The 23,727-nt window shown below is 50.7% G+C and carries 22 protein-coding genes and 5 tRNA genes; 12 read left to right on the top strand and 15 right to left on the bottom strand.

Annotated elements, in window-relative coordinates; translation table 11 throughout:
• Nucleotides 1-107 precede the first annotated feature (107 nt).
• From ygaZ to C3D30_RS04190, 8 genes are all read left to right on the top strand, one after another.
• Nucleotides 108-845: an L-valine exporter subunit YgaZ gene (ygaZ, locus tag C3D30_RS04225; RefSeq protein ID WP_105286507.1), complete on the top strand. Its 738-nt coding sequence runs from the start codon at nucleotides 108-110 to the stop codon at nucleotides 843-845.
• The gene (gene ygaH / locus C3D30_RS04220; RefSeq protein ID WP_000119757.1) at nucleotides 835-1,170 is read left to right on the top strand and encodes an L-valine transporter subunit YgaH; all 336 of its coding nucleotides are present in this window, start codon (nucleotides 835-837) and stop codon (nucleotides 1,168-1,170) included. The genes ygaZ and ygaH overlap by 11 nt, the downstream gene beginning before the upstream one ends.
• A gap of 90 nt (nucleotides 1,171-1,260) precedes the next feature.
• Entirely contained in the window at nucleotides 1,261-1,791 is a 531-nt protein-coding gene (gene emrR, locus C3D30_RS04215; protein WP_105286506.1) for a multidrug efflux transporter EmrAB transcriptional repressor EmrR, read from the top strand.
• A 126-nt stretch (nucleotides 1,792-1,917) separates the two neighbouring features.
• Nucleotides 1,918-3,090 (top strand): multidrug efflux MFS transporter periplasmic adaptor subunit EmrA, encoded by a 1,173-nt coding sequence (gene emrA, locus C3D30_RS04210; protein WP_010356273.1) that lies wholly within the window; start codon nucleotides 1,918-1,920, stop codon nucleotides 3,088-3,090.
• A gap of 16 nt (nucleotides 3,091-3,106) precedes the next feature.
• A complete protein-coding gene (gene emrB, locus C3D30_RS04205) occupies nucleotides 3,107-4,645 on the top strand; it encodes a multidrug efflux MFS transporter permease subunit EmrB (RefSeq protein ID WP_010350384.1) in 1,539 nt (512 codons plus the stop codon).
• 257 nt (nucleotides 4,646-4,902) lie between these two features.
• On the top strand, nucleotides 4,903-5,610 hold the full coding sequence (locus C3D30_RS04200) for an RNA ligase family protein (protein ID WP_105280766.1): 708 nt from the start codon (nucleotides 4,903-4,905) through the stop codon (nucleotides 5,608-5,610).
• On the top strand, nucleotides 5,607-6,719 hold the full coding sequence (locus tag C3D30_RS04195) for an AAA family ATPase (RefSeq protein ID WP_105286505.1): 1,113 nt from the start codon (nucleotides 5,607-5,609) through the stop codon (nucleotides 6,717-6,719). The genes C3D30_RS04200 and C3D30_RS04195 overlap by 4 nt, the downstream gene beginning before the upstream one ends.
• 559 nt (nucleotides 6,720-7,278) lie before the next feature.
• A complete protein-coding gene (locus C3D30_RS04190; protein ID WP_105286528.1) occupies nucleotides 7,279-9,870 on the top strand; it encodes an autotransporter outer membrane beta-barrel domain-containing protein in 2,592 nt (863 codons plus the stop codon).
• 118 nt (nucleotides 9,871-9,988) lie between these two features.
• On the opposite strand, the gene luxS is transcribed toward C3D30_RS04190, so the two are convergent.
• From luxS to pncC, 14 genes are all read right to left on the bottom strand, one after another.
• Nucleotides 9,989-10,504, bottom strand: a complete 516-nt coding sequence (gene luxS / locus C3D30_RS04185) for an S-ribosylhomocysteine lyase (RefSeq protein ID WP_105286504.1) — start codon at nucleotides 10,502-10,504, stop codon at nucleotides 9,989-9,991.
• A 149-nt stretch (nucleotides 10,505-10,653) separates the two neighbouring features.
• Nucleotides 10,654-12,210, bottom strand: coding sequence for a glutamate--cysteine ligase (gene gshA, locus C3D30_RS04180; protein WP_105285682.1), 1,557 nt, complete (start codon nucleotides 12,208-12,210; stop codon nucleotides 10,654-10,656).
• Nucleotides 12,211-12,282: 72 nt separating this feature from the next.
• The gene (locus C3D30_RS04175; RefSeq protein WP_105286503.1) at nucleotides 12,283-12,711 is read right to left on the bottom strand and encodes a YqaA family protein; all 429 of its coding nucleotides are present in this window, start codon (nucleotides 12,709-12,711) and stop codon (nucleotides 12,283-12,285) included.
• Nucleotides 12,708-13,274, bottom strand: coding sequence for a fructose-1-phosphate/6-phosphogluconate phosphatase (gene yqaB, locus C3D30_RS04170; protein WP_000273322.1), 567 nt, complete (start codon nucleotides 13,272-13,274; stop codon nucleotides 12,708-12,710). Before yqaB ends, C3D30_RS04175 begins: the two co-directional genes overlap by 4 nt.
• 278 nt (nucleotides 13,275-13,552) lie before the next feature.
• Nucleotides 13,553-13,629 (bottom strand) — tRNA-Arg (locus C3D30_RS04165).
• Nucleotides 13,630-13,692: 63 nt separating this feature from the next.
• A tRNA-Arg gene (locus C3D30_RS04160) sits at nucleotides 13,693-13,769 on the bottom strand.
• Between the two features lie 62 nt (nucleotides 13,770-13,831).
• Nucleotides 13,832-13,908, bottom strand: a tRNA-Arg gene (locus tag C3D30_RS04155).
• 64 nt (nucleotides 13,909-13,972) lie between these two features.
• Nucleotides 13,973-14,049: transfer RNA gene (locus tag C3D30_RS04150), tRNA-Arg, on the bottom strand.
• Between the two features lie 3 nt (nucleotides 14,050-14,052).
• A tRNA-Ser gene (locus C3D30_RS04145) sits at nucleotides 14,053-14,145 on the bottom strand.
• Between the two features lie 315 nt (nucleotides 14,146-14,460).
• Nucleotides 14,461-14,646, bottom strand: coding sequence for a carbon storage regulator CsrA (gene csrA / locus C3D30_RS04140; RefSeq protein ID WP_000906486.1), 186 nt, complete (start codon nucleotides 14,644-14,646; stop codon nucleotides 14,461-14,463).
• A 234-nt stretch (nucleotides 14,647-14,880) separates the two neighbouring features.
• Nucleotides 14,881-17,511, bottom strand: coding sequence for an alanine--tRNA ligase (alaS, locus tag C3D30_RS04135; RefSeq protein WP_016159593.1), 2,631 nt, complete (start codon nucleotides 17,509-17,511; stop codon nucleotides 14,881-14,883).
• A 128-nt stretch (nucleotides 17,512-17,639) separates the two neighbouring features.
• Nucleotides 17,640-18,140 (bottom strand): recombination regulator RecX, encoded by a 501-nt coding sequence (gene recX / locus C3D30_RS04130; RefSeq protein WP_000140512.1) that lies wholly within the window; start codon nucleotides 18,138-18,140, stop codon nucleotides 17,640-17,642.
• Between the two features lie 237 nt (nucleotides 18,141-18,377).
• Nucleotides 18,378-19,439 carry a recombinase RecA gene (recA, locus tag C3D30_RS04125; RefSeq protein WP_000963153.1) on the bottom strand — a complete coding sequence of 354 codons (1,062 nt, stop codon included), beginning with the start codon at nucleotides 19,437-19,439 and terminating at the stop codon, nucleotides 18,378-18,380.
• Nucleotides 19,440-19,518: 79 nt separating this feature from the next.
• Nucleotides 19,519-20,016, bottom strand: coding sequence for a nicotinamide-nucleotide amidase (pncC, locus tag C3D30_RS04120; RefSeq protein WP_010352020.1), 498 nt, complete (start codon nucleotides 20,014-20,016; stop codon nucleotides 19,519-19,521).
• A gap of 181 nt (nucleotides 20,017-20,197) precedes the next feature.
• Between pncC and C3D30_RS04115 the strand changes: the two genes are divergently transcribed.
• Entirely contained in the window at nucleotides 20,198-20,446 is a 249-nt protein-coding gene (locus C3D30_RS04115; RefSeq protein ID WP_000201681.1) for a hypothetical protein, read from the top strand.
• 38 nt (nucleotides 20,447-20,484) lie between these two features.
• On the opposite strand, the gene mltB is transcribed toward C3D30_RS04115, so the two are convergent.
• Nucleotides 20,485-21,570, bottom strand: a complete 1,086-nt coding sequence (mltB, locus tag C3D30_RS04110; protein ID WP_012311623.1) for a lytic murein transglycosylase B — start codon at nucleotides 21,568-21,570, stop codon at nucleotides 20,485-20,487.
• A gap of 255 nt (nucleotides 21,571-21,825) precedes the next feature.
• On the opposite strand from mltB, the gene srlA reads away from it, so the two are divergent.
• Genes srlA through srlB form a run of 3 tightly spaced genes read left to right on the top strand, consistent with a single transcriptional unit; the run spans nucleotide 21,826 to nucleotide 23,727 of the window.
• Nucleotides 21,826-22,389, top strand: coding sequence for a PTS glucitol/sorbitol transporter subunit IIC (gene srlA, locus C3D30_RS04105; protein ID WP_000573315.1), 564 nt, complete (start codon nucleotides 21,826-21,828; stop codon nucleotides 22,387-22,389).
• The gene (srlE, locus tag C3D30_RS04100) at nucleotides 22,386-23,345 is read left to right on the top strand and encodes a PTS glucitol/sorbitol transporter subunit IIB (protein ID WP_000196923.1); all 960 of its coding nucleotides are present in this window, start codon (nucleotides 22,386-22,388) and stop codon (nucleotides 23,343-23,345) included. Before srlA ends, srlE begins: the two co-directional genes overlap by 4 nt.
• Nucleotides 23,346-23,355: 10 nt before the next feature.
• Nucleotides 23,356-23,727 (top strand): PTS glucitol/sorbitol transporter subunit IIA, encoded by a 372-nt coding sequence (gene srlB / locus C3D30_RS04095; RefSeq protein ID WP_000216197.1) that lies wholly within the window; start codon nucleotides 23,356-23,358, stop codon nucleotides 23,725-23,727.

Genomic DNA, 23,727 nt, shown 5'->3' with positions numbered 1-23,727 from the left:
TTCGTGGCTTTACACTTATAAGGGTGTTAAGAAGCCCATCAGTCTGATAAGGTTAAGATATTCATTCAGTCTATTTATAATTTTAACAGTCGTTAAGCGTACACTCTATGGTAAGCCCTACTCCTCTGCCTGCTTCTGGTTCGGCGACCTTCATGGAAGGATGCAAAGACAGTTTACCGATTGTTATTAGTTATATTCCGGTGGCCTTTGCTTTCGGTCTGAATGCGACCCGTCTGGGATTTTCTCCTCTCGAAAGCGTTTTTTTCTCCTGCATCATTTATGCAGGCGCGAGTCAGTTCGTCATTACCACGATGCTGGCAGCCGGGAGTAGTTTGTGGGTCGCGGCGCTGACCGTCATGGCAATGGATGTTCGCCATATCCTGTATGGTCCATTGTTGCGTAGCCGCATTGTTCAGCGTCTGCAAAAATCGAAAACTGCATTGTGGGCGTTTGGCCTGACGGATGAAGTTTTTGCCGCAGCAACGGCAAAGCTGGTACGCAATAATCGCCGCTGGAGCGAGAACTGGATGATTGGCATTGCCTTCAGTTCATGGTCATCGTGGGTATTTGGTACGGTTATAGGGGCATTCTCCGGCAGCGGTTTGCTGCAAGGTTATCCAGCCGTTGAAGCAGCATTAGGCTTTATGCTACCGGCGCTCTTTATGAGTTTTCTGCTCGCCTCTTTCCAGCGCAAACAATCCCTTTGCGTTACCGCAGCGTTAATCGGCGCCCTTGCGGGCGTAACGCTATTTTCTATCCCCGTCGCCATTCTGGCAGGCATTGTCTGTGGCTGCCTCACTGCGCTAATTCAGGCATTCTGGCAAGGAGCGCCCGATGAGCTATGAGGTTCTGCTGCTTGGGTTACTGGTTGGCGCGGTTAATTACTGCTTTCGCTATTTGCCGCTCCGCCTGCGTGTGGGTAATGCCCGCCCAACCAAACGTGGTGCGGTGGGTATTTTGCTCGACACCATTGGCATAGCCTCGATTTGTGCTCTGCTGGTTGTCTCTACCGCACCAGAAGTGATGCACGATACACGCCGTTTCGTGCCCACGCTGGTCGGCTTTGCGGTACTGGGTGCCAGTTTCTATAAAACACGCAGCATTATCGTCCCGACACTGCTAAGTGCGCTGGCCTACGGGCTCGCCTGGAAAGTGATGGCGATTATATAACCCACAAGAATCATTTTTCTAAAACAATACATTTACTTTATTTGTCACTGTCGTTACTATATCGGCTGAAATTAATGAGGTCATACCCAAATGGATAGTTCGTTTACGCCCATTGAACAAATGCTAAAATTTCGCGCCAGCCGCCACGAAGATTTTCCTTACCAGGAAATCCTTCTGACCCGTCTTTGTATGCATATGCAGAGCAAGCTGCTGGAGAACCGCAATAAAATGCTGAAGGCTCAGGGGATTAACGAGACGTTGTTTATGGCGTTGATTACGCTGGAGTCTCAGGAAAACCACAGTATTCAGCCTTCTGAATTAAGTTGTGCTCTTGGATCATCCCGTACCAATGCGACGCGTATTGCCGATGAACTGGAAAAACGCGGTTGGATCGAGCGTCGTGAAAGCGATAACGATCGCCGCTGTCTGCATCTGCAATTAACGGAAAAAGGTCACGAGTTTTTGCGCGAGGTTTTACCGCCGCAGCATAACTGCCTGCATCAACTCTGGTCCGCGCTCAGCACTAGCGAAAAAGATCAGCTTGAGCAAATCACCCGCAAGTTGCTCTCCCGTCTCGACCAGATGGAACAAGACGGCATGGTCCTCGAAGCGACGAGCTAACGCGTCATCTCGCTCAAAAATCCAGATTTATAAAAGAAAAACTGACCGGCCAGCATCGCAACGTGCTGGCCTTTTTGGCAAGCAGGTCGGCTCAGCCGATGAGTTAAGAAGATCGTGGAGAACAATATGAGCGCAAATGCGGAGACTCAAAACCCGCAGCAACCGGTAAAGAAGAGCGGCAAACGTAAGCGTCTGCTCCTCCTTCTCACCTTGCTCTTTATCATTATTGCCGTAGCGATAGGAATTTATTGGTTTTTGGTACTGCGTCATTTTGAAGAGACCGATGACGCATACGTGGCAGGGAATCAGATTCAAATTATGTCTCAGGTGTCAGGCAGCGTGACGAAAGTCTGGGCCGATAACACCGATTTTGTAAAAGAAGGCGATGTGCTGGTCACTCTCGACCCGACTGATGCTCGCCAGGCGTTTGAAAAAGCCAAAACTGCACTGGCTTCCAGCGTTCGTCAAACCCACCAGCTGATGATTAACAGCAAGCAGTTGCAGGCAAATATTGAGGTGCAGAAAATCGCCCTCGCTAAAGCACAGAGCGACTACAACCGCCGTGTGCCGCTGGGCAATGCCAACCTGATTGGTCGCGAAGAACTGCAACACGCCCGCGACGCCGTCACCAGCGCCCAGGCGCAACTGGATGTCGCCATTCAACAATACAATGCCAATCAGGCGATGATTCTGGGAACTAAACTGGAAGATCAGCCTGCCGTGCAACAGGCCGCAACTGAAGTACGTAATGCTTGGCTGGCGCTGGAACGTACCCGTATTGTCAGTCCGATGACCGGTTATGTCTCCCGCCGAGCCGTACAGCCTGGTGCGCAAATTAGCCCAACAACGCCGCTGATGGCGGTCGTTCCGGCGACCAATATGTGGGTGGATGCCAACTTTAAAGAGACGCAGATTGCCAATATGCGCATCGGTCAGCCGGTCACTATTACCACTGATATTTACGGCGATGATGTGAAATACACCGGTAAAGTGGTCGGTCTGGATATGGGTACGGGTAGCGCGTTCTCGCTGCTTCCGGCGCAAAACGCCACCGGTAACTGGATCAAAGTCGTTCAGCGTCTGCCTGTTCGTATTGAACTGGATCAGAAACAGCTGGAGCAATACCCGCTGCGTATCGGTTTGTCCACGCTGGTGAGCGTCAATACCACTAACCGTGACGGTCAGGTACTGGCAAACAAAGTACGTTCTACGCCGGTAGCGGTAAGCACTGCGCGTGAAATCAGCCTGGCACCTGTCAATAAACTGATCGACGACATCGTAAAAGCTAACGCTGGCTAATCCAGAGGTGCGTGTGATGCAACAGCAAAAACCGCTGGAAGGCGCGCAACTGGTCATTATGACCATTGCGCTGTCACTGGCGACATTCATGCAGGTGCTGGACTCCACCATTGCTAACGTGGCGATCCCTACTATCGCCGGAAACCTGGGCTCATCGCTCAGCCAGGGAACGTGGGTGATCACCTCCTTCGGGGTGGCAAACGCCATCTCGATCCCCCTTACCGGCTGGCTGGCAAAGCGCGTCGGGGAAGTGAAGCTGTTCCTCTGGTCAACCATCGCCTTTGCTATTGCTTCGTGGGCGTGTGGTGTCTCCAGCAGCCTGAATATGCTGATCTTCTTCCGCGTGATTCAGGGGATTGTCGCCGGGCCGTTAATCCCGCTTTCGCAAAGTCTATTACTGAATAACTACCCGCCTGCCAAACGCTCGATCGCGCTGGCGTTGTGGTCGATGACGGTAATTGTCGCGCCAATTTGCGGCCCAATCCTCGGCGGTTATATCAGTGACAATTACCACTGGGGCTGGATATTCTTCATCAACGTGCCAATTGGCGTGGCGGTGGTGTTGATGACACTGCAAACCCTGCGCGGACGCGAAACCCGCACAGAAAGGCGGCGAATTGATGCTGTGGGGCTGGCACTGCTGGTGATTGGTATCGGCAGTCTGCAGATTATGCTCGACCGGGGTAAAGAGCTGGACTGGTTCTCATCACAGGAAATTATCGTCCTCACCGTGGTGGCAGTGGTGGCTATCAGCTTCCTCATTGTCTGGGAGCTGACCGACGATAACCCGATAGTCGATCTCTCGCTGTTTAAGTCGCGCAACTTCACCATCGGCTGCTTGTGTATCAGCCTCGCGTATATGCTCTACTTCGGCGCTATTGTTCTGTTGCCGCAGTTGTTGCAGGAGGTATACGGCTACACGGCAACCTGGGCAGGGCTGGCGTCTGCGCCGGTAGGGATTATTCCGGTGATCCTGTCGCCGATTATTGGTCGTTTTGCGCATAAACTGGATATGCGTCGGCTGGTAACCTTCAGCTTTATTATGTATGCCGTTTGCTTTTACTGGCGTGCTTATACTTTTGAACCGGGTATGGATTTTGGTGCGTCGGCCTGGCCGCAGTTTATCCAGGGCTTCGCGGTGGCCTGCTTCTTTATGCCGCTGACCACCATTACGCTCTCTGGTTTGCCACCGGAACGACTGGCAGCGGCGTCGAGTCTCTCCAACTTTACGCGAACGCTGGCGGGTTCTATCGGCACGTCCATTACGACGACTATGTGGACTAACCGCGAGTCGCTGCACCATGCGCAGTTGACCGAATCAGTGAACCCATATAATCCGAACGCCCAGGCGATGTACCATCAACTGGAAGGACTGGGAATGACGCAACAGCAGGCTTCCGGCTGGATTGCCCAGCAGATCACTAATCAGGGGCTGATTATTTCCGCCAATGAGATCTTCTGGATGTCAGCCGGAATATTCCTCGTCCTGCTGGGGCTGGTGTGGTTTGCCAGGCCGCCATTTGGTGCAGGTGGTGGCGGAGGCGGTGCGCACTGATGTTGTCAAAGGGAGCTGCGGCTCCCTTTTTATTTGCTCATTCTGCAAACGGTTGTTTTATCCACTCAATCGGTGTATCTTCTCGCCGCCTCACACTCTTCCATTCACCATTAACCGGTTCTGAACATTCGTTCAGGTTGTTAATTCTCTTTTCCCTTCGCCCTCGCTTTCGCGGGTGATACTTACATTTTTCTTTTAACCCCAAAACTCGCACCCTCGCGGGCGTACATTTATTACACACCAAATAATGGATTATTATGAATACCCAACGTAAATACGGGAGAACCTGGCACTACCCTTTCTCCCCTGGCACCACCAGCGATGACCGCATTAACGCCAGTTACTGGCAAGATATGCAGGCAATTTCGCAACTGGTACATACTGAAAAACTCGACGGCGAAAATAACTGTCTTAATCGCTTCGGCGTGTTTGCCCGTTCCCATGCAGCCCCTACGGAATCGGCATGGAGCTATAAGATTCGCCAACGCTGGCAACTACTGAAAAACGATCTCGGCGATCTGGAGTTGTTTGGCGAAAATCTTTATGCCGTTCACTCCATTGAATACCGGGCACTGGAGCAGGATTTTTATCTGTTTGCCGTTCGCTGTCAGGACATGTGGTTAAGCTGGGAAGAAGTTCAGTTTTACGCCGCCTTGTTTGATTTTCCCTGCGTCCCGGAAATTTCCGGCCCGCAGCCGGGAAAAGATGAAAAAAGCTGGCAACATGATTTTCTGGCGCTGACCTGTGAGCGCGGCGCGTTCGATCCCTGGGATACGCAAACCGGGCAACCCTGTACGCTGGAAGGCATTGTCAGCCGAAATCGCGACGCATTTTCCGTTGCCGATTTTCCCCATAATGTATTCAAGTACGTGCGCAAAAATCATGTCAAAACCAGCGAACACTGGAAGCGCCACTGGCGTCGGGCGCGGATGGCCCATGAGTTCGCTTATGGAGAACAGTCATGATTTGGCGACTTACCGACGATAAACGCTGGTCGACACTTCGCCAGCGTTTTAGCTGGGTTGAGGAGATGCATCACACGCCGCAAGACCCGGAGCATCATGGCGAAGGTGACGTTGGCGTGCATACCGAAATGGTGCTTAACGCGCTCGTTGCTCTGCCAGAATTCCAGCAACTCCCCGCTCAACAGCAGGAAGTTTTATGGGCGGCGGCGTTATTGCATGATGTTGAAAAGCGCAGCACTACCGTTCAGGAAAACGGACGTATTCAGTCGCCTGGTCATGCTCGTCGGGGCGAACTGACGGCCCGACAAATTTTATGGCGCGATATCCCCACGCCATTTGTGCTGCGCGAGCAAATCGTTGCACTGGTGCGTCTGCATGGGTTACCGCTATGGTTACTGGAACGTCCGGAACCGGAGCGTTTACTGCTCACTGCTGCGATGCGCGTCGACACGCGTCTGCTCGCCCTGCTTGCCCGTGCCGATCTGCTTGGTCGTCATTGCCCTGATAAGCAGTCAATGCTGGAACGCATCGATCTGTTCGAGCTGTTTTGCCATGAGCAACAATGCTGGGGAAAAGCGCGCCCATTCGTTTCTGATTCCGCACGCTGGCATTACCTGACCCATGAACAAAGTTCTCCCGATTTTGTTCCCTGGGAGGCTGAACATTTTGAAGTTACTTTGCTGTGTGGCTTACCGGGAATGGGCAAAGATCGCTATATCAGTGAACAGTGCCAGGGAATGGATGTTATCAGCCTTGATGACATGCGGCGGCGAATCAATGCCAGCCCGGACGACAAAACCGCCACCGGGCGTATTGTGCAACAGGCAAAAGAAGAGGCGCGCGTTTTTTTACGCCAGAAAAAGCCGTTCATCTGGAATGCGACGAACATTACCCGCCAGCTGCGTAGCCAGCTTATCAGTCTGTTTACGGATTACGATGCGAGAGTCAGGATTGTCTATCTGGAAGTGCCGTGGTCGCAATGGAAGCAGCAAAATGCCAGACGCGAGTATGCCGTTCCTGAAGCGGTGGTGATGCGGATGGCCTCAAGGCTGGAAGTTCCACAACCTGATGAAGCGCATAGCGTGGAATATCGGGTGACTGACAGGTAGAAAGCCGGAGAATTAAACACCTGCCCGATACGTTTATCGTATCGGGCAGATTTACATTGCCTGAGAAGAGAATACTTTTGCACTTTTCTTAATGAGGAAATGTTTAATCTTATTATTTACGTGCATATAACCTATGCTTGGAAACCAGACTTACATTATTTTTTGATAATAATCCTGGTGTTTTTTATATCTAAAAAGATGTGCAAACAATAAACATGCAATTAATCAGTTACTGTTACTAACCCCGCAAAATTCCGAAAAAACATCTTATTGATTTCCTTTGCTTTTTCTTTGCTCATTTTTTATGCCTTAAGACATTTAAAAATTTCCGCTAAGTAAAATTATGCACCTTATTTTCACCCTAATGCCTAAACCATCAAAACAAATTAATATCAAATTAATCACAAATTAAACTGATTTATAATTATTGGCCTCACACACTACCCTTCATTTACAGAACAGCAACCTGATTCAGCGGCCTTAAAATCTAATTTTTTACGTAGTTACTGTGGATTCGCTATTTATCTTAAAATAAATCATAAGGATGAAAATTAACTTTATGAATATCAGACAGCATCCCTTGTCCACGCTGGCAATAGCTATTTCAACTGTGCTATCAATACCAATTTCTCAGGCATGGACACCACCAACCACTATCAACAGCGATGTGACAATCAATAATAATGATGTCGTAACCTTATCTTCATCAGAAAATAACTCACCAGTATGGGATCAATTTCGTTATCTTAATGTTGGAACAACAAGTGAAGGAACGTTGAATATAGATGGGCGGGATCTGACTACTTCTAAAATCGTCATAGGTAATGCGACGTCAGGGACAATAAAATTAGAAAATAACTCTCATCTGACACTTAGCCATGCGTCGCCTAACCAACGTGATATTTATTTAGGAACCAATGGCGGCTCAGGAACCTTAATGGTCCTTAGCGGCAGTACTATCACTGATTTAAATGAATTCAGAATTGGTGAATTTAATTACCAGGCGCAGGGACAGGTCGTTATTGACGGTGAGGGTTCATCCGTTGCCGCACGGTATGTGATGGTAGGCGATCAGGGGACGGGTAAACTCGAAATCACTCATGGCGGTCATCTTACCTCATCGGTTGATATGATCATTGGCTTTAATGGAAATATGGAGAATTTTCAGGGAACGGGATACGGCGAAACCCTGGTTGATGGTGACAATTCTTCATTAGCCGTGAATGAGTTTATCTCCCTTGGGGGATTGGGCTCATTGCTGAACGATGCAAAAGGTATTCTTACCGTTAGTAATAATGCCACGGTCAGCGCGAATCAATTTATCTGGCTTGGAATGGACGAAACCAGCACCGGTATTCTAAACATTGGTGGAGCGCAGGGAGAAGCCGAACAGAAAGCGGGAACAATCAAGACACCGATTATCCATATGGGAAGCGATGTCGGGGATAGTACCGCCCAGATTAATTTCAACCATTCCAGCGAAGATTTTATCCTGGCGGCAGATATCGTTGGCAAAGGCGAGGTTAACCAGGCGGGTTCCGGAGTCACTACTTTAACTGGCGCAAATACTTATTCTGGTCAAACAAATATTAGTAAAGGCACCCTGCGCGCCGGTATCAACGATACCTTTAGCCCGAACTCCAGTTATGCCGTCTCCAGTGGAGGAAATATCGATTTAGACGGTTTTTCACAAACCTTAAATGCGCTGGATTTGGCAGGTACGGCAACGCTATCGTCCTCAAAAAATGGCAACAATTTGACGCCTGCCACACTCACCATCAATGGCAATTACACCGCTAATAACGGTTTATTAGTTATGCGTACCGAACTCGGCGATGATAATTCCGCGACCGATAAATTAATTGTAAAAGGCAACACGTCTGGTCATACCCGTGTGAGTGTTCACAATGCCGGTGGTCAGGGCGCCGATACGCTTGAAGGTATCCGCATTGTTGAAATAACGGGGGCATCAGAGGGTACGTTTAGTAAAGAAGGCCGTATTGTTGCCGGAGCCTATGATTATAACGTGACGAAAAGTGACGATCAGAACTGGTACTTAACCAGTGAAACCCCACTTATACCACCTGTTGACCCTGTAATTCCCGATACACCTTCACCTTACACGCCTTCGCCTTACACACCCGCTTCACCTGAACCGCAGCCGGAAAGAAAGCATCAGTATCGCCCGGAGATTGGCAGCTATGTGGCCAATATTCAGGCGGCAAATACCCTGTTTAATACCCGACTGCATGACCGTCTGGGAGAAACACAATACACCGACCTGCTGACCGGCGAGCAGAAAGTGACCAGTCTGTGGTTACGTAACATTGGCGGACATAACCGCTTTAAAGATCGCTCGGATGAACTGAACACCCAGAGCAACCGTTATGTTCTGCAACTTGGCGGCGATATTGCGCAATGGAGCAGTAATGCTCTCGATCGCTGGCATCTCGGCCTGATGGCTGGCTATGCCAACAGTAAGAGTCACACACATTCCAACCTGACCGGGTACAACTCACGCGGGCAAATCGACGGCTACAGTGTTGGCGTGTATGGCACCTGGTACGCTAACGAAGCAGATAAAACAGGGACTTATGTTGATAGCTGGTTGCTCTATAACTGGTTTGATAACACCGTCTCCGGCGAGTATCTGCCCAGTGAAAAATATCACTCTGACGGTATCACCGCCGCTATTGAAGCGGGTTATACCTTCCGTCTTGGTGAAAGCGCAGATACCCGCACCAGCTACTGGTTGCAGCCCAAAATGCAACTGACGTGGATGGATGTGAAAGCAGACAATCATACTGAAGACAATGGCACTCTGGTTGAGGACAGCACCGAAGGTAACCTGCAAACGCGTCTGGGGGTGAAAGCGTACCTGCAAGGTCATAATGCTATTGATGATCATAAAGCGCGTTCCTTCCAGCCTTTCGTGGAAACCAACTGGATTTATAACTCCCGCAATTACAGCGTGAAGATGGATGGCATCAGCGATGAAATCATCGGCACGCGTAACATCGGCGAGTTAAAAGTTGGGGTGGAAGGTCAGCTTAATCCGCGTCTGCAACTGTGGGGCAACGTCGCCCAGCAGTTGGGGGACAATGGTTACAGCGATACCCAGGGAATGCTGGGCATGAAATATCTCTTTTAATGCCACTTTGCCGCCCGTCACGTACGGGTGGCGCACTCCCCGCATCAACCTGATAAGCGTAGCACATCAGGCAAGCCGGACAGTGATATCACCGCCCGGCTTCTTCTGCTTAAACGGACTAGATGTGCAGTTCCTGCAACTTCTCTTTCGGCAGCGCCAGCTCCTCGTTGCTGTTGATACGCACATCGCGTTCCAGAATTTTACGTGCAATATCTTGAGCTTCCTGCAACGAGTGCATCTGGAAAGTACCGCACTGGTAGACATTCAGTTCCGGGATCTGATTTTGATCCTTCACTTTCAGCACATCTTCCATTGCCGACTTCCAGGCATCAGCAACACGTTGCTCATCTGGCGTACCAATCAGACTCATATAGAAACCGGTGCGGCAACCCATTGGTGAGATATCAATAATCTCAACGCCGTTGCCGTTAAGATGGTTGCGCATAAAACCAGCAAACAGATGCTCCAGGGTATGGATACCTTTTTCCGGCATTACTTCTTTGTTCGGCACGCAGAAACGCAGATCGAACACGGTGATTGCATCGCCATGCGGGGTGTTCATTGTTTTCGCCACCCGAACTGCAGGCGCTTCCATCCGGGTATGATCGACTGTGAAGCTATCTAACAACGGCATTTAGCCACCTCCGGTAATTTTTTTTAAAATATTCTGAACTCTTTGTTCCCAGGCGAGTCTGAGTATATGAAAGACGCGCATTTGTTATCATCATCCCTGAATTCAGAGATGAAATTTTGGCCACTCACGAGTGGCCTTTTTCTTTTCTGTCAGCTGTGTTTTTCCAGCCACACCTTGAACGACTCGGTATCTGCGGCTTCCATTTCCTGCTGACGGCGTTTAGACGCTTCGCGCTCGGCAATAAAATCGTCTTCACGCAGAATTTCCAGCGGCTCTTCACGTAACAAATTGCGATAAGCCTCACCGAACGCTTTGCCAGTTCCGCCAATGCCAGTATCAATCATAGACCGTAAGATACGGGCGGAGAAAGTCAGATCGGGATTATCAAAGCAGGCCACCAGTTCATCACACACTTTCTGATACGCTTCGCCGCCGTTAATGCTGTCCAGCGTTTGCGCGACGCGCTTCAGATCGCGGAACAGATCTTTGCCCACCTGCGGCAACGGGAATTGCGCAGTTTCACAGCCAATTCCCAGCGTCAGCCCCGGCTTACGTCCTTCGAGGATCACCCGGTTCCAGTTGACGCGTGTACAGGCAAGTTCACTACTGCTCATTTCCGGCGCATCAGCCAGCGCACACCAGACCATAAACAGGTCGAGGAAACGCACCTGCTGTTCATCAACACCAATCGGCGAGAATGGGTTGATATCCAGCGAACGCACTTCGATATATTCAATGCCGCCGCGTAACAGCGCATCAGAAGGCGACTCGCCGCTGCGAGTAACGCGTTTCGGACGAATCGGCGCATACAGCTCGTTTTCAATCTGCAGCACGTTGCTGTTGATTTGCAGCCGCTTGCCGTCTTTCTCAAGACCAATCTTCGCGTACTCTTCCGACGGCGTTTTAATTGCCCGCTTCAGACCCGCTACATACTCGTAGAGATCATTAAAAGTAATACCAAGATTACTTTGCGATTTATTGGTATAGCCCAGATCGCTCAAGCGTAGCGATGTCGCATACGGCAGGTAATACATGCCGCATTCGGTTTTCTCAAACGGCAGCGACGTCGGTTTACCTTGCAGGAAAGAAGAACAAATTGCCGGAGAAGCACCAAACAGGTACGGGATCACCCAACCGAAGCGATAGTAGTTACGAATAGCGCGGAAGTAGCCCGCAGAGATTTTCTCTTTGGCGTCAGCGCCCGAGATATCACCACACTGCGCCTGCCAGAATGCCATTGGTAACGAGAAGTTGTAGTGTACGCCGGAGATGGTTTGCATCAGCGCGCCATAGCGATTTTTCAGCCCTTCACGGTACAGCGTTTTAAAGCGCCCTGTATTGGACGTTCCATACTGCGCCAGTTCGATATCCTGACCTTCCGCGATGTAACATGGCATACTTAACGGCCACATCCGCTCATCGCCAATATTACGCGCGGTATAGCGATGCAAATCGCGCATAAAGGTCAACATATGCTCAATATCGCCATCGACCGGCGTAATGAACTCCAGCAACGCTTCGGCAAAATCGGTGGTGATCCATTTATGCGTCAGTGCGGAACCTAATGCTTCAGGATGACCGGTTGTTGCCAGAGTGCCATCTGGGTTAACACGCAAAGTTTCGCGCTCAAGACCACGCTGTATCCCCTTTAATGCCTGAGGATGTTTTTCCAGCCAGGCCAGCGCCTGTGATACGTCCGGGATCAAATTGACCTCCCGCCTGTCAAAATCGTTTTAATTAGCATAACTGTAATGGTGGCCATGTGTGCAGGCCTACAATTAGTGCCACCACATCATGCCCTGAACGGTGGCTGCTGCAACCGCAACATAGCGCAACGCTTTACCAAGGCACAAAAAAAAGATTACTGGTCCCCACGAGATGCGCATCCATCCCGCTAACAGACACAGTAAGTCGCCAATCACTGGCATCCAGCTTAATAAGAGTGTGACTGCGCCATAGCGTTTCAGCCAGCCAATGGCTTTTTCTTGCCAGCGCGATGTTTTGCGCGATGGAAAGAAACGCCCAAGGATAACGTTAGTTAACCCTCCAAGGCTATTACCCATTGTTGCTGTTAATACTAAAACCCAGGGATGACTCACCCCAGAAAGTAACATTGCGACCAGCATAACTTCCGAATTGCCGGGTAATAGTGTAGCGCTGAGAAAACTACTGGCAAACAACGAGAAGAGCGACAGCGACTCACTCACAGCAAGCGAACATCCACGGCGTCCATCCCTGCGGCGCGAGCGGCCTGTATACCAAAATCGGCATCTTCAAAGACAACGCAATGCGTTGGTTGCACGCCCATACGCTGCGCACACAGCAAAAACGTGTCTGGTGCAGGTTTATGGTGTTTGACGTGATCGGCAGCAATGACTACATCGAAATAACGACGTAATCCGAGGTGCGTTAGCAGCGCCTCAGCGATGGCGCTTTCACTCCCCGTACCGACAGCCATTGGGCGACGACCGTGCCAGCTTTTCACCACTTCAACAAGGGGAAGCGGTTCGACGCTATCGAGCAACATGCTTCTTACGGCATCGGTTTTCTCGCGGGCTAATGCATGGGGATCGAGATCGGCCTGATTCAGCTCAATGATCGCCTGGGCTATACGCCAGGTGGGCGAGCCATTAAGCGCAATCATGGCCTGTACATCGTACTGAAGACCGTAGCGTCCTAATACTTCACGCCACGCTTTACGGTGCGTGGGTTCTGTATCCAGGATTGTGCCATCCATATCAAAAATTAAACCTGCATAACGCTCGTACATTGTCTTCTCGCAAGTCGAAAAATATGACGCTACTTTAGCGTAATTGCTTGATTTTGTCGCCGATGCGAAGGGGAAGATTATTCAGGATATGGATAAAATAGTTATTTAGAAATGAGATGTTTTTGGAGGAAATTTTTGGAGAAGATGGTGCATCCGGGAGGATGACTCACTGACGTTCGCCCTTCGGGCCGTTGCTGGCGCAACGTTATCCTCCCTGCTGCCTGCGGTTAATACCGCTATCTCTTCGATACCTTCATTGCTGAAGGTTACGGAGAATATGGTGCATCCGGGAGGATTCGAACCTCCGACCGCTCGGTTCGTAGCCGAGTACTCTATCCAGCTGAGCTACGGATGCATCGGGAAAATTTATTTTACTGCTGATATTGATACCGCTGCTAAAGCCATATCAAATAAGAAATGGTGCATCCGGGAGGATTCGAACCTCCGACCGCTCGGTTCGTAGCCGAGTACTCTATCCAGCTGAGCTACGGATGCATCGGGAAATTTATTTTACTGCTGATATTGATATCGCTACGAAAGCTATATCAAGTAAGAGATGGTGCATCCGGGAGGATTCGAACCTCCGACCGCTCGGTTCGTAGCCGAGTACTCTATCCAGCTGAGCTACGGATGCATCGGGAAACTTACTTTACTGCAGATTTTTTGATATCGCTACTAAAGCCATATCAAGTAAGAGATGGTGCATCCGGGAGGATTCGAACCTCCGACCGCTCGGTTCGTAGCCGAGTACTCTATCCAGCTGAGCTACGGATGCAAATGGCGGTGAGGCGGGGATTCGAACCCCGGATGCAGCTTTTGACCGCATACTCCCTTAGCAGGGGAGCGCCTTCAGCCTCTCGGCCACCTCACCACACGCCTCTTACGAGTGCTTCGAAGAACTTGTTTATCGCTCATCGTCGCTGCGTGGCGCACATATTACTTTCTGAGACTTATAAGTCAAACAATTTTTCCCACACTTTTATCGTTTGCACACTTCACGCTCAATTAGACTGTAAAAACGTCAAAAAGAGTGTTTTATCAACAGAAAAAATGGCCTATGACAGGCAGGCGTGATGCAGAAAAATGGATGTTAACGTTGAATGAACGGGAGTAACGCGAAAAGAAAATGAAGTGAAGGAGAGATTTTGAGGGTGCGTCTCACCGTTAAAGATGAGACGCGGAAAGATTAGTAACTGGACTGCTGGGATTTTTCAGCCTGGATACGCTGGTAGATCTCTTCACGGTGAACAGAAACTTCCTTCGGGGCATTTACGCCAATACGTACCTGGTTGCCCTTTACCCCTAAAACTGTCACGGTGACCTCATCCCCAATCATGAGGGTCTCACCAACTCGACGAGTCAGAATCAGCATTCTTTGCTCCTTGAAAGATTAAAAGAGTCGGGTCTCTCTGTATCCCGGCATTATCCATCATATAACGCCAAAAAGTAAGCAATGACAAACACATTACATGTAAGCAGTCATGGCATTACATTCTGTTAAACCTAAGTTTAGCCGATATACACAACTTCAACCTGACTTTATCGTTGTCGATAGCGTTGATGCGAATGCCGTGGAGCAAGTCCACGGCATTGCCTGACGCTAATATTATTGCAATTTCGCGCTGACCCAGCCTTTCACACTGGCTAACGCTGCAGGTAAGGCCGCAGCATCCGTACCACCGGCTTGCGCCATGTCAGGACGTCCACCACCCTTGCCGCCCACCTGCTGAGCGACCATACCAATCAGTTCCCCTGCTTTCACACGATCTGTGACGTCCTTAGATACGCCTGCAATCAGAGAAACCTTACCTTCGGCTATCGTTGCCAGCACGATAATTGTCGACCCCAGCTGATTTTTTAAATCGTCAACCATGGTACGCAACATCTTCGGCTCAACACCGTTAAGCTCGCTAACCAACAGCTTAACACCATTAACATCAATTGCCTTACTGGAAAGATTTGCACTCTCCTGCGCGGCAGCCTGTTCTTTAAGCTGTTGTAGCTCTTTTTCCAACTGACGCGTACGTTCCAGTACTGAACGAACTTTATCAGCCAGATTATTGCTATCGCCTTTCAGCAGATGCGCAACTTCGCTTAAGCGATCGCTGTCTGCATGAACGGTGGCAATAGCACCTTCTCCGGTTACAGCTTCGATACGACGAACGCCCGCAGCAGTACCCGATTCAGAGATAATACGGAACAGACCGATATCACCGGTGCGGCTGGCGTGAGTACCGCCACACAGCTCTGTGGAGAAATCGCCCATGCTCAGTACACGTACACGTTCATCATACTTCTCGCCAAATAGCGCCATCGCGCCTTTCGCTTTCGCAGCCTCGAGATCCATGATGTTGGTTTCGATCGGCAAGTTACGACGAATTTGTGCGTTAACCAGATCCTCAACGGCACGAATTTCCTCTGGTTTCATCGCTTCATTATGTGAGAAGTCGAAACGCAGCACTTTGTCGTTAACCAGAGAACCTTTCTGCGATACATGAGTACCCAGAATCTGGCGCAGCGCAGCATGCATCAAGTGCGTTGCGGAGTGATTCAGACGAATACGAGCACGGCGCGCTTCATCAACATCGGCCTGCACCGCGTCGCCCACTTTCAGAGAACCCGCAGCAAGTTTACCGATGTGGCCAATCGCCTGGCCGTATTTCTGCGTATCTTCTACCGCAAAGGAGAAGTTTGCGCCTTTCAGTTCGCCTTTATCGCCAACCTGACCGCCAGATTCTGCATAGAATGGCGTTTGATCCAGCACGACTACCGCTTCCTGGCCTGCATTGATGGCATCAACCGCTTTACCATCAACAAACAGCGCGGTCACTTTGCCGTTCAGTTCCAGATGGTCATAGCCTTTAAATTCAGATGCACTGTCAACACGGATCATTGCGTTGTAATCAGCACCAAAGCCGCTGGCTTCGCGCGCACGACGACGCTGCTCTTCCATTGCTGCTTCAAAGCCAGCTTCGTCAACTTTGATGTTGCGCTCACGACAAACGTCAGCCGTCAGGTCAACCGGGAAGCCGTAAGTGTCGTACAAACGGAAAGCGGTTTCGCCATCCAGCGTATCGCCAGAAAGTTTCGCCAGCTCTTCATCCAGCAGCGCCAGACCGCGCTCCAGAGTACGCGCAAACTGCTCTTCTTCAGTTTTCAGCACCTGCTCAACCTGAGCCTGTTGGCGTTTCAGGTCTTCACCCGCAGAGCCCATGACCTCGATCAGTGGCCCCACCAGCTTGTAGAAGAAGGTTTCTTTCGCGCCCAGCATATTGCCGTGACGCACCGCGCGACGAATGATACGACGCAGTACATAACCACGGTTTTCGTTGGACGGCATTACGCCATCCGCTATCAGGAACGCACAAGAACGAATGTGGTCAGCGATTACGCGCAGCGATTTATTGCTTAGATCGGTCGCGCCAGTGACTTTTGCTACCGCCTGGATCAGCGTGCGGAACAGGTCGATGTCATAGTTAGAGTTAACGTGTTGCAGTACCGCAGCAATACGCTCCAGACCCATACCGGTATCTACAGACGGCTTCGGCAGCGGTTCCATCGTGCCATCAGCCTGACGGTTGAACTGCATGAAGACGATGTTCCAGATCTCAATGTACCGGTCGCCGTCTTCTTCCGGACTTCCCGGAGGGCCACCCCAAATGTGATCACCGTGATCGTAGAAAATTTCTGTGCACGGGCCGCACGGGCCGGTGTCACCCATCTGCCAAAAGTTGTCAGACGCGTATGGCGCACCTTTGTTATCACCGATGCGAATAATACGTTCACGCGGGATACCAACTTCTTTTTCCCAGATTTCGTAGGCTTCGTCGTCGCTTTCATAGACGGTAACCCACAGACGCTCTTTCGGCAGAGCAAACCATTTTTCGCTGGTCAGTAATTCCCATGCAAACTGAATGGCATCGTGTTTGAAATAGTCGCCGAAGCTGAAGTTGCCCAGCATCTCGAAGAAGGTATGGTGACGCGCGGTGTAACCGACGTTTTCCAGGTCGTTGTGTTTACCCCCCGCACGCACGCAGCGTTGGGAGGTGGTAGCGCGGGAATAATTACGCTTGTCGAGCCCAAGGAACACATCCTTGAACTGGTTCATCCCGGCGTTGGTAAACAACAAAGTTGGGTCGTTATGGGGAACCAGGGAGCTGCTGGCAACTACCTGATGTCCCTTACTATGGAAAAAGTCGAGAAACGCCTGACGGATCTCAGCGGTGCTCTTGCTCATAATTATCCTGAAATCAAGCTAACGAAATATCGCCACCAGCAGCAGCAAGTTAATAACTGCTGGGCTGGTAACTGAAAAGTGGGAATAAGATAAGTTTTCTTGACTGGGAAGTAAAATACCGTATGCGTTCAGTCGGCAAAATTTCGCCAAATCTCCTGGATATCTTCCATCAGATAGCCACGATAGAGCAGAAAACGCTGGATCTTAACTTTTTCTGAAAAGACTGTTGGCAGTGGTTCGCCATATTTTCGCGTAGCCTGATCGCGCGCCAGTTCGCACCAGTCGATGTCACATTCACGCATCGCTTTTTCTGTGGCCTCTCGGGAGATACCTTTCTGGTTCAGTTCCTGACGAATACGCGCTGGTCCATAACCTTTACGGCTACGGCTGGCGATAAAGCGCGCAACAAATCGGCTGTCATCGAGATAGCCATGTTCATGGCACCAGGCAATAACACGTTCATAATCCTCTGCCGTGGCATCAATCTCTTCCGGGCCATTTTTGCCCATAATCGGTGCTGCGAGTTTACGTCGCAATTCTTGCTCGCTGTGATCGCGTACCGCCAGAATGCGTACCGCACGATCCAACAGGCGAGCATATGCCGGACGACGGGATGTTGATTCTGTCATGGCATATCCTTAAAACTTAAAAAGCAAAAGGGTCGCAAATGCGACCCTTTTGCTGACAAACAGGTTTAATAGTCAATGAGTGGCAGGATTTCCCCGCAGGCCCTGCTACTCAGAGGATCGAGGTGAGAGTAATTTTTCACGCCAGTGCTGGCCTGTTCCCCTCACCCTAACCCTCTCCCCAAAGGGGCGAGGGGACCGTCCGTGCACACATTATCTATTATCATCAATAACTAACGATTAAAAATCTTCGTTAGTTTCTGCTACGCCTTCGCTGTCATCAACAGAGAAATCCGGCGTTGAGTTCGGGTTGCTCAGCAGCAGCTCACGCACTTTCTTCTCGATCTCTTTCGCGGTTTCCGGGTTGTCTTTCAGCCATGCAGTTGCATTCGCTTTACCCTGGCCGATTTTCTCGCCTTTGTAGCTGTACCATGCACCCGCTTTCTCGATCAGCTTCTCTTTCACGCCCAGATCAACCAGCTCGCCGTAGAAGTTAATACCTTCGCCGTAGAGGATCTGGAATTCAGCCTGTTTAAATGGCGCAGCGATTTTGTTCTTCACCACTTTCACGCGGGTTTCGCTACCCACCACGTTTTCGCCCTCTTTCACCGCGCCGATACGACGGATATCAAGACGAACAGAGGCGTAGAATTTCAGCGCGTTACCACCGGTTGTGGTTTCCGGGTTACCGAACATCACACCAATTTTCATACGGATCTGGTTGATGAAGATCAGCAGCGTGTTGGACTGTTTCAGGTTACCCGCCAGCTTACGCATCGCCTGGCTCATCATACGTGCCGCAAGGCCCATATGAGAGTCGCCGATTTCGCCTTCGATTTCCGCTTTCGGCGTCAGTGCCGCAACGGAGTCAACGACGATAACGTCTACGGCGCCAGAACGCGCCAGGGCGTCACAGATTTCCAGTGCCTGCTCGCCGGTGTCCGGCTGAGAGCACAACAGGTTATCGATATCGACACCCAGTTTACGTGCGTAGACCGGGTCCAGCGCGTGTTCAGCATCGATAAACGCACAAGTTTTACCTTCGCGCTGCGCAGCGGCAATAACCTGCAGCGTCAGTGTCGTTTTACCGGAAGATTCCGGTCCGTAGATTTCGACAATACGCCCCATCGGCAGACCGCCTGCCCCGAGCGCGATATCCAGTGAAAGCGAACCGGTAGAGATGGTTTCCACATCCATAGAACGGTCTTCACCCAGGCGCATGATGGAGCCTTTACCAAATTGTTTCTCAATCTGGCCCAGTGCTGCCGCCAACGCTTTCTGTTTGTTTTCGTCGATAGCCATTTTTACTCCTGTCATGCCGGGTATTACCGGATAGTCAATATATTCTGTTGAAGCAATTATACTGTATGCTCATACAGTATCAAGTGTTTTGTAGAAATTGTTGCCACAACGTCTGCAATGCATAAGCCGTCGCCTTCCGACGCACCGCATCACGGTCACCGCTGAAGCATTCCCGGCGGGTAATACCTTCGCCGCTGGCTGAAGCAAAAGCAAACCAGACAGTGCCAACTGGCTTCTCTTCGCTGCCGCCATCCGGCCCGGCGATACCGCTGATAGAAACGGCATAATCGGCACGAGCCGCTTTCAGGGCGCCAATCGCCATTTCCACCACGACGGGTTCACTCACCGCGCCATGCTGCACCAGCGTCTCATCTCGCACGCCGATCATCTGCGATTTGGCCTCGTTACTGTAGGTGACAAATCCGCGTTCAAACCAGGCGGAACTGCCAGCAATATCAGTAATAACTTTCGCTACCCAGCCACCGGTACAAGACTCAGCGGTTGTTACGATTGCACCACGGGCTTTCAGCGCCTGCCCTACCTGTCCGCTTAATTGCATCAGTTCACTGTCAGTCATCACAACCTCTGTCAGTCAGATATTTATGCCGGACAAGATAGCACTTTCCCGTAAAAGATGGGGACGAGCGATTCATTTTACGAGTCGCATTCCGAAATAAGACTGTTACGACCAACCAGTAAAGAAAAAAGGCTACCATGCCGCGTTCGCATTGATATGTATTCACAGGGAGAGAAAAGTAATGGCAACAAAGAAAACGGATAACACCCCACAAAACGTACTCAAACAGACCACGCAAATGCGTATGTGGGTCACCATTGGCGGCGTCAGCGCCCTGGTTGCAGTGGTATGTAAGATTTTATCTTCCGGCTATCTTGAACCTTTCGATTTTGGTCAGGCTGCGTTAGGCGTTGTCTGCCTGGGATATACAGTGTCGCTGTCTAAGAAAATCAAACAATTACGTCAGCAATCTCTTTCGAATAAACAGTAAGATAGCAGAGGGAGGTTTAACCCCCCTCTTGCAAATAGTTACTGCACGCGCGCCAGCGCCACGGCTTGTCCTAACTGCCAGACCGCCATTGCGTAATGGGTGCTGTGGTTATAACGGGTAATGGTGTAGAAGTTCGGCAGACCGTACCAGTACTGATAACCTGTTCCAACATCCAGACGCAGCAAACTGGCCTGCTGATGATTGCCCAGTGGCTGCTGTGGCGTCAGCCCTGCCGCTGCAAGTTGTGAAATGCTGTACTTGGTTTTGAAGCCATTTGGCAACCCCGGAGCCTGACCATTTGCCATTACAGCGACCTGATCGCCTTTCACCCAGCCATGCGCTTTGAAATAGTTCGCCACGCTGCCAATGGCATCAACCGGGTCCCACAGGTTGATATGCCCGTCGCCGCTGAAATCCACGGCGTATTGTTTGTAAGACGATGGCATAAACTGACCGTAGCCCATTGCACCGGCAAAGGAACCTTTCAGATTGAGCGGATCGTCCTGCTCATCGCGCGCCATTAGCAGGAAGGTTTCCAGTTCACCTGAGAAATACTCCGCGCGGCGCGGGTAGTTAAATGACAGCGTCGCCAACGCATCGAGGATGCGAGTTTTACCCATCACGCGTCCCCAGCGGGTTTCAACGCCGATAATCCCGACGATAATTTCCGGCGGTACGCCATACACCTGCCACGCGCGATTCAGCGCATCTTCATACTGGTTCCAGAAAACCACGCCGTTCTGCACGTTATCCGGAGTAATAAATTTTTTGCGATAACGCAGCCATGCGCCGTTCGGGCCAGATGGCGGCTTCACCGATGTGGTTGGTGCCTGGTTATCCATCAGCCGCAGTACCGAATCCAGACGTTTCGCCTGGGAGAGGATTTCCTGCAACTGCTGACGATTGAAGCCGTGTTTGTTCACCATTTTGTCGATGAACTGCTGCGCATTCGGATTGTTAGCGAAGTCACCGCCCATCTGCATCACATTGTGCTGCGGCTCAAGCAGGAAGCCGCCGGACGGCGTTCCGGTGGTCGTTTCAGTCTCAGTAGGTTTTGGCTTGCTGCTACAGGCGGCAAGCAACACAAAAAGGGGAAGCAATGTTACATAACGACGCTTGAACATGAGGAGTCCATTTAACAGATTCAACCAGGGGCAAGTATGGTAAAGCATCCCGCCCCGCACAAGGAAGCGGTAGTCACTGCCCAATACGGACTTTACATAACACAAATCACCTTCCTCACCATCCTTTCAACTAAACTTTCAAATTAAAATATTTATCTTTCATTTTGCGATCAAAATAACACTTTTAAATCTTTCAATCTGATTAGATTGTGTTGCCGTTTGGTAATAAAACAATAAATTTCAAAGGAGAGAACAATGATAGAAACCATTACTCATGGCGCAGAGTGGTTCATCGGGCTGTTCCAGAAAGGTGGAGAGGTGTTTACCGGGATGGTGACCGGCATTCTTCCGCTGTTGATAAGCCTGCTGGTAATCATGAACGCACTGATTAATTTTATCGGGCAGCACCGCATTGAACGATTTGCTCAACGTTGCGCCGGCAATCCTGTTTCCCGTTACCTGCTATTACCGTGTATTGGCACGTTTGTTTTTTGTAACCCGATGACCTTAAGTCTGGGGCGTTTTATGCCGGAAAAGTTCAAACCCAGCTATTACGCGGCGGCTTCTTATAGCTGCCACTCAATGAACGGTCTCTTCCCTCATATCAACCCCGGCGAACTGTTTGTTTATCTGGGAATTGCCAGCGGTCTGACGACGCTGAATCTGCCACTTGGCCCACTGGCAGTGAGCTACCTGCTGGTTGGTCTGGTTACGAACTTCTTCCGTGGCTGGGTGACCGACCTGACCACCGCCATTTTCGAGAGAAAGATGGGCATTCAACTTGAACAGAAAGTTCACCTGGCTGGAGCAACATCATGACGCGTATTCAGATCGAAAAAGGCACTGGTGGCTGGGGTGGCCCGCTTGAACTGGAAGCCACGCCAGGTAAAAAAATCGTCTATATCACCGCCGGAACCCGGCCAGCAATTGTCGACAAACTGGCACAGCTTACTGGCTGGCAGGCTATCGACGGCTTTAAAGAAGGTGAACCAGCGGAAGCGGAAATCGGCGTTGCAGTAATCGACTGCGGCGGCACACTGCGCTGCGGCATCTATCCAAAACGGCGTATTCCCACCATTAATATCCACTCGACGGGCAAGTCCGGTCCGCTGGCGCAGTACATCGTGGAAGATATTTATGTCTCTGGCGTGAAAGAAGAAAATATTACTGTGGTCGGCGCTGAAACTCCGCAACCCTCTTCCGTAGGCCGTGACTACGATGCCAGCAAGAAAATCACCGAACAAAGCGATGGTTTACTGGCGAAAGTGGGAATGGGCATGGGGTCTGCCGTTGCCGTGCTGTTTCAGTCCGGGCGCGACACTATCGACACCGTATTAAAAACCATTCTGCCGTTTATGGCGTTCGTCTCGGCGCTCATCGGCATCATTATGGCCTCCGGCCTTGGAGACTGGATTGCCCACGGTCTTGCTCCGCTGGCGAGCCATCCACTGGGGCTGGTAATGCTGGCGCTCATCTGCTCCTTCCCGCTGCTTTCACCTTTCCTCGGCCCAGGCGCCGTTATTGCGCAGGTTATCGGCGTATTGATTGGTGTGCAGATTGGTCTCGGCAATATTCCGCCGCATCTGGCTTTACCGGCGCTGTTTGCCATCAACGCGCAGGCGGCCTGCGACTTTATCCCGGTCGGTTTATCGCTGGCGGAAGCCCGTCAGGACACGGTTCGCGTCGGGGTTCCTTCTGTACTGGTGAGCCGCTTTTTGACCGGCGCACCAACTGTACTGATCGCCTGGTTTGTCTCCGGTTTTATCTATCAATAGAGGCTGAAACATGACCGTTATTTATCAGACCACCATCACCCGTATCGGCGCGAGCGCCACTGACGCCTTCAGCGACCAGATGCTCATCACCTTTCGTGAAGGCGCACCTGCGGATCTCGAAGAGTATTGCTTCATCCATTGCCACGGCGAATTGAAAGGAGAACTCCATCCCGGTTTGCAATTTTCTCTCGGGCAGCATCGCTATCCGGTGACCGCCGTTGGCAGCGTGGCGGAGAACAATCTTCGCGAACTGGGTCATGTCACCCTGCGCTTCGATGGTTTAAGCGAAGCGGAATTTCCGGGCACTGTCCATGTGGCAGGCCCTGTACCCGACGATATCGCGCCGGGATCGGTTTTGAAGTTTGAATCTGTTAAGGAGTAA

Source organism: Escherichia sp. MOD1-EC5433, assembly GCF_002966005.1.
Classification (GTDB): domain Bacteria; phylum Pseudomonadota; class Gammaproteobacteria; order Enterobacterales; family Enterobacteriaceae; genus Escherichia; species Escherichia ruysiae.
Note: the sequence above shows the minus strand (reverse complement) of the source record. Positions and strands in the feature narration are given on the sequence as shown.